Consider the following 5,852-nt stretch of genomic DNA (forward strand, 5'->3'; position numbering starts at 1 on the left):
GATCGTCGGCGGCGGCCCGTACCGCCGCGCCCACGCGGGTCCGGGTCAGCACCCATGTGCCGAAAGCGGCGAGCAGCACGGCCATCACGATGAAGCAGAGCCGGTACGCGGGGTACCGGTGGCCCAGCAGCATCACCGAGGAGTCGAGCGCCTCGGGGACGCGTACCGGAAGCTCGTCCGCCCCGAAGAGCTGGATGAGCAGATCACCGCCGACCAGGGCGAGCCCGAAGGTCAGCAGTGCTTGAGCGAGATGCCCACGCCTGGCGAGCGGAACCGTCGCGGCGGACAGCCCCGCTCCGGCGACGCACGCCGCCGCGGTTCCGGCGGCCAGCCCGAGCGCGAGGCCGCCCCAGGTTCCGTCACTCAACTCGGCCCCCGTGTAGGCGCCGATCGCGTACAGCGTGCCGTGCGAGAGGTTCAGCACGCCCGCGGTGCCGAAGGCGAGACTCAGGCCGGCGGCGACCACGAACAGCAGCAGCCCGTAGGCCGTCCCGTCCACCGCCGGCATGAGGTGGGCATCGAGGAGTTCCATGTCAGCCGCCGAGCGTAGCCAGGTCCTGGACCATGACGTTGGCCAGCTGGTTACCGTCCGGCCGCACCTGACGCAGATACCAGGCCTGTACCGGCGAGTGCGCCTTGTCGCCGAATTCCCAGGCGCCGCGCGGGCTGTCGATCTGGCCCAGGCCCGCGATGGCCTTGTTGATGGTCTGCGGCGTCACGTCACCGTCCTTCGCGGCATCGGCGATCGCCGTGTCCAGCACGGCAGCCGCGTCGTACGACGCCATCGCGTACGTGGTGGGCTGCGTGTCGTGCTTGGCCGTCCAGTCGGCGGCGAATTTGCGGTTGGCCGCGTTGTCGAGGTCGGCCGCGTAGTTCAGGACCGAGTAGATGTCCTTCGCCGCGTCGCCCTGCGCCTGGAGCACACTGCCCTCGGTGACGAAGGCCGTGTACAGCGGCAGATCGGCGATGTCGGACTGCGCGTACTGCTTGGCGAAGTCGATCGCGGCCTTGCCGGCGTAGAAGCAGTACACCGCTTTGGCGTCCGTCTTGGCGATCTCGGCGAAGTACGGCATGAAGTTGGTGGTCTTCGGGAACGGAGTCCAGGTGGTCTCGCCGTCCGGGTTGGCGAGTTCACCTCCTACGCGCTTGAACTCGTCGGTGAAACCGCGCAGTTCGTCGTAGCCGCCCTGGTAGTCGGGGCCGATCGCGTAGACCGGTCCGTCGACCTTCTCCTTGACGTACGGGGCGATGGCCTTGCCCGGCTCGTCGGACAGGAAGCTCGTCGTCCACACGTACTCGAGGTCCTTGATGACCGGCCGGCCGTTCGACCCGAGGAAGGGGATCTTGGCCTGGTCGACCAGCGGCAGCACCGCGTTGACCGAGCCGCCGCTGACGAGGCCTGTCAGCGCGTCGACCTTGTCCTTCTTGACCAGCTTGGTGGCCGCGGGAACGGCGGTCGGCGGACCGTCTCCCTCGTCCGCCACGATGAGTTCGACCTCGCGTCCACCCAGCTTGTTGTCGTGGGTGTCCAGGTACAGCTCGAAGCCGGCTCGCAGGTCGGTGCCGACCGGCTTGTAGGTGCCGGACAGGGAGGCCACCAGGCCGATCTTCACGGTGTCGTCGCCGGCTCCGCTGTCACTGCTGCACCCGGTGACGGCCGCGAGACCGAGGGCGAGGGCGGCAGCGCCGGCCGGCCGGAATCTGCGGCGGCGCGAAATGGACACATCGAAGAACATAAGCTCTCTCATCGGTAGGAACGGGCAAAACGGGTCGAGTGGTTGTCGAGCGGGCTCGACGTGGGCGACGACCGGGTGGTGCGGTGGTGCTGGTCGTACGGACGGAGCGGGTGGTGCAGGTGGCGCGGTCGTACGGGAACGGCCCGGCGGTCAGTGCGAAAGCTCGGTGCTCGGCTCCCGGACCTGGGGAGACAGCGCGTCGCCGACCTGGTTGATCAGTTCGGACATCATGTAGCTGACCTCACCGATGTCCGCGTCCCTGGTGGTGGTCACCAGCAGCGAGGCGCCGCTGGAGACGGCCATCGAGAACATGTAGCCGCCCTCCATCGCCGTGAGGCTGTGCTCGACGGGATCGGTGTTCGTCAACTGTGCGGCGGCGGACAGCAGGTTGACGACGCCGGAGGCGATGGCGGCCAGCCGGTCGGCGTCGTCACGGTCCACACCGGTGTAAGCCAGCGCGAGTCCGTCCACGGACACGGCTATCGCCTGAGTGACTTCCGGGATACGTCCGGCGAAACCGCTCAGGATCCAGCTCAGGTCGGTGGGGGAGGTCATTTCTTGCTCCGTTCGGTGTCGTCGGCGGTGGCGGAACGTCCGCGCTGGTTGGTGCTCCTGTTGATCCCCTGGGCGTAGGCCGCCAGGACGTCGGAGACTTGCCGGGAGTCCCGGCGGCGGGGCGACGGTCTGGGCGCGGTGGCGCCGGAGCGCTGTTCGGTGCCGTCCCGTTTGCCCAAGGTGGGCCGCTGCTGCTGGGTGTTGCGCTGCCGTACGGGCAGTCCTGAGGAGCTGACTCCGGCGATGCGCGAAACCGGCTCGTCGCGCACGGAACGCCGGGCAGGCGTGTCGCCGCGCTCTCGCTCAAGCGTGCCGGAGCCGGAGCCGGAGCCGGAGGTGGAACTGGAACTGGAGTCCAAGCCGCCACCGCGGAACCAGTTGCCTCCGGCAGTGCCACCGGGGGGCGTGACGCGGTTGCTTCCGCCCTGCTCCGGGCCGCGCGTCCCGCCGGGCCGCCTGCGCCCGGGCTGTCCGGGCCGTGTGAACGGACGAGGCGCCTCGTGGCGCGTATCGACGCCACGGCCGTCGTGGTCACGGTCCTCGCCGAGCGTGCCCTGCGACGGCGGTACGGCCTTCCGAGGGGCCGTGGCCAGCACGTTCACGGGCAATGCCACCTCGGCGATGGTGCCGGGGCCGGACGAGTCGCACAGTTCGACCACGATGCCGTGACGCGCGGCGAGCCGCGCCACCACATGCAGCCCCATGGACCGTACGTCTCCGATGCCCGACTGCGGCTCGCGCAGTGCGGCGTTGAAGGCCGCGCGGCGTTCCGCGGTGATGCCCACTCCCTCGTCGACGATCTGCACGACGGCCCGGTCCCACAGCCGCCACACGGCGACCCCGACCTGCTTGTCGGGAGGCGAGAACCGGGTCGCGTTGTCGAGGAGTTCCGCCAGGATGTGCGCCACGTCGTGCACAGCGCGGGCGGCGATGCCGATCTCCGAGTCGATGACGCCGAGCGACACGCGGTCGAAGCGCTCGATCTGCTGGGCCGCGGCCATGATGACGGTGGAGCAGTCGATGTCCTGCGAGCGCACCCGGGCCTGACCGTAACCACCCAGCACCAGAAGGCTGTTGGTGTTGCGTTCCATGCGGATGGCGAGGTGGTCGAGAGCGAAGAGGGTCTTCATCCGCGCGGGGTCGGCCTCGTCGCGCTGCACCATGTCCAGCTCGGACACCATGACGGTGGTCAACTGCGCGCCCCTGCGGGCGACACCGACCAGCGTTTCCGCGAACTGCTCGTGGATATGGGCCTGTTGAGCGGCCAGACGGACGGCCTCGTGATGGACCGCGTTGAATGCCTCACCGACCTCGCCGATCTCGTCCCCACCCGTGTTTCCGATCGGGTTGCCGGACCGCTGGGCGACCTGCTCGGGTGTCGCGCCTCTCAGCGCGCCGGGCTGCGACAATTCGCTCATCACTGCGGGCAGCCCGGTGTGGGCGACCTCGTGCGCGGCGTTGCGCAGATCATGCAGCCGGCGGATCATGACGCGGCCCAGGCGGATGGCCACGACGACGGCGCCGACCAGGGTCAGCACCACCAGAGTGACCTCGCCCGTGGCTGTCCAGATGTGTGTGGCGCGCGCGTCGGAGACCGTCGAGAAGACGGACTCGTCGATCCGCTTCTCCACCGAACGCAGCAGCGTCTGACGGTCATTGGAAGCCTTCTGCCACTCCTTCGGGGTGACTTCGATGTCCTTGTTCGTTCCCGTACGCCCGATCTCGTCCTCAAGCCGTCGGGCCTCCAGCGCCTTTTCGCCGGAGAGGGTGCGCTCCAACCAGGTCCGCCACTGGGCGGGGCCGAGGTCGAACAGGACGCTGATCGACTCGGTGTAGCCCAGCCGGCTGGCGTCGAACGTCCGCTGGGAGGCGGTCGTGAAGCCGCCTGCGGCCTGTGCCCTCGCCACCGTGACCTGCTGCTGGGCCGTGTACTCGGCTGCCTCGGACAAGGCGGCGGCGGCGCGGATCCGGTCCGCGATGTCGGCGTCGACACCTTCGGCCTGAGCGATGCCGTCGCGGTAGCCGTTGAGGTCGGCGATCACGATCCGATAGCCGAAGGCGAGCGCGGAGATGGTGCTGCCGCCCGAGCGCACCTGGGCGCGCAGGGAGGGCATCTCGTCGATGAAGCGCTCGATACGGTCCAGCGCGCCCTGTGCGTTGCCGGGCACCTCGGACAAGGGCTCGATCTGGCTGAGGAACTTGGCGACACTTATGTCGGTCGCGTTGGTACTTTCCTGGAACGTCTCCGCATCTCCCTGTGCGGAGACCAACGCGGTGGCTGCCGCCCGCTCGCGCTGCAACTGGTGGGTCAACTCTCCTGCGGTCGCCGCGACTTCGACCATCGCGGCCAGCCGGTCGGCCTGGAGCGCGTGGCTGGCCGCGGGTGCGAGGGCCAGAGCCGAGAAGGCGACGGCCACGGTGAGAGGCGCGGTGACGAGCAGGGCGAGGCGACGATTGATTTTCACTGAGCGGCTCCATCGCCGGAACCGGTGCTGAGTATCGGTAACACGCCGATACCTGTTGACGGTTGTGGCGGGGTGTCGGTGGGGACGCTGCTATGTCGGTGGAGGCGGTGGGGACAGCGGTGCGTCAGTGGGGACTGGTGTGCATCGTGCGCATTGTTGTGGATGAGACGGAGGAGGCCCCAGCGGCGCGGCCCGATCCTAAGCCGTAGCGCGTGGCAACGGAGGCGTGCATCGTTGAAAATTTCGCGCACCTGACAGCGCAGAAACGATCCAATACCGGTCACAGATGCCCGGAGAGCAGTCCCTCCCGAGGTCAATCGGAATGACCGACCAAGCCGAGCGGAAACCATGAATGACCAGGGCACCGGCCCTTCGCGACGGAGTGGCCGGCCGCAGGCGGAATGTCCAAGTGGTGCCTCTGGCATATTCACTTGACGGGTCGTCAGGTATTCCACTTTCGTTGCGGAAAGGTTAGATCCGTTGAACGACGACGCCTGGACGGGGGTCCGGGCCGTCGGCGAAGGGGCCGAAGAAGAGGCCGGAAGAAGCCTTGACCGATGTCTTGACCGCTGAGTCCCGGAGGTCCACAGTACTCGTTAATGCGCATTACTAATACGCATTAACGATCCGGAGGAACACGGTGGAGGAACCCAGGAAGCGGGCGCGGCCAGGTCGGGCCCCTGCACCCACAGGCCGTACGTCGCGGCCACGCCAGGCCGAGGTCGCCAGGCTCGCCGGGGTCTCGCAGGCCACGGTCTCGCTGGTGCTCGGGGGCCGTAAGCAGGGCGCCACGATCTCCGAGGAGACCCGGCGGAAGGTGCTCGACGCGGTACGCAGCCTCGGCTACGTCCCCGATCCGGCGGCCAGTCGGCTGGCCGCCGCGCGCAACAACCTGCTCGGGGTCTTCAGCTTCACCTCCACCTTCCCGACCGATGTGCAGCACTCGTACTACCCGTTCCTCGTCGGCGTCGAGCAGGAAGCGGCCGCGCGCGGTTACGACCTGGTGCTCTTCACCGGCTCCAGCACGGGCGGCGCGGGGGCCGCCGGGCCGCACGCCCTGAACCGGGTACGGCTCGCCGACGGCTGCCTCTTCCTC

The 5,852-nt window shown here is 68.7% G+C and carries 4 protein-coding genes and 1 pseudogene; 1 reads left to right on the forward strand and 4 read right to left on the reverse strand.

Features of this window, described 5'->3' with window-relative positions; genetic code table 11:
• The 4 genes and pseudogenes from GA0115259_RS22040 to GA0115259_RS22055 form a co-directional block, all read right to left on the reverse strand.
• A pseudogene (locus GA0115259_RS22040) lies at positions 1–532 on the reverse strand (branched-chain amino acid ABC transporter permease); the annotation flags it as partial.
• 1 nt (position 533) lies between these two features.
• On the reverse strand, positions 534–1,736 hold the full coding sequence (locus tag GA0115259_RS22045) for an ABC transporter substrate-binding protein (protein ID WP_093599967.1): 1,203 nt from the start codon (positions 1,734–1,736) through the stop codon (positions 534–536).
• 150 nt (positions 1,737–1,886) lie between these two features.
• Positions 1,887–2,291: a roadblock/LC7 domain-containing protein gene (locus tag GA0115259_RS22050; protein ID WP_093599970.1), complete on the reverse strand. Its 405-nt coding sequence runs from the start codon at positions 2,289–2,291 to the stop codon at positions 1,887–1,889.
• Positions 2,288–4,756, reverse strand: coding sequence for a sensor histidine kinase (locus GA0115259_RS22055; RefSeq protein ID WP_093599973.1), 2,469 nt, complete (start codon positions 4,754–4,756; stop codon positions 2,288–2,290). The genes GA0115259_RS22050 and GA0115259_RS22055 overlap by 4 nt, the downstream gene beginning before the upstream one ends.
• Before the next feature lie 640 nt (positions 4,757–5,396).
• Here GA0115259_RS22055 and GA0115259_RS22060 point away from each other — a divergent pair.
• Positions 5,397–5,852: LacI family DNA-binding transcriptional regulator (locus tag GA0115259_RS22060; RefSeq protein ID WP_141716653.1), on the forward strand; the 456-nt coding region annotated here is incomplete at its 3' end.

Source organism: Streptomyces sp. MnatMP-M17 (assembly GCF_900091995.1).
GTDB lineage: Bacteria > Actinomycetota > Actinomycetes > Streptomycetales > Streptomycetaceae > Streptomyces.

Bases quoted from the DNA above. Each gene is read 5' to 3' on its own strand.
- GA0115259_RS22045 (WP_093599967.1), bottom strand. From the start codon at position 1,736: ATGTTCTTCGATGTGTCCATTTCGCGCCGCCGCAGATTCCGGCCGGCC.
- GA0115259_RS22050 (WP_093599970.1), bottom strand. From the start codon at position 2,291: ATGACCTCCCCCACCGACCTGAGCTGGATCCTGAGCGGTTTCGCCGGA.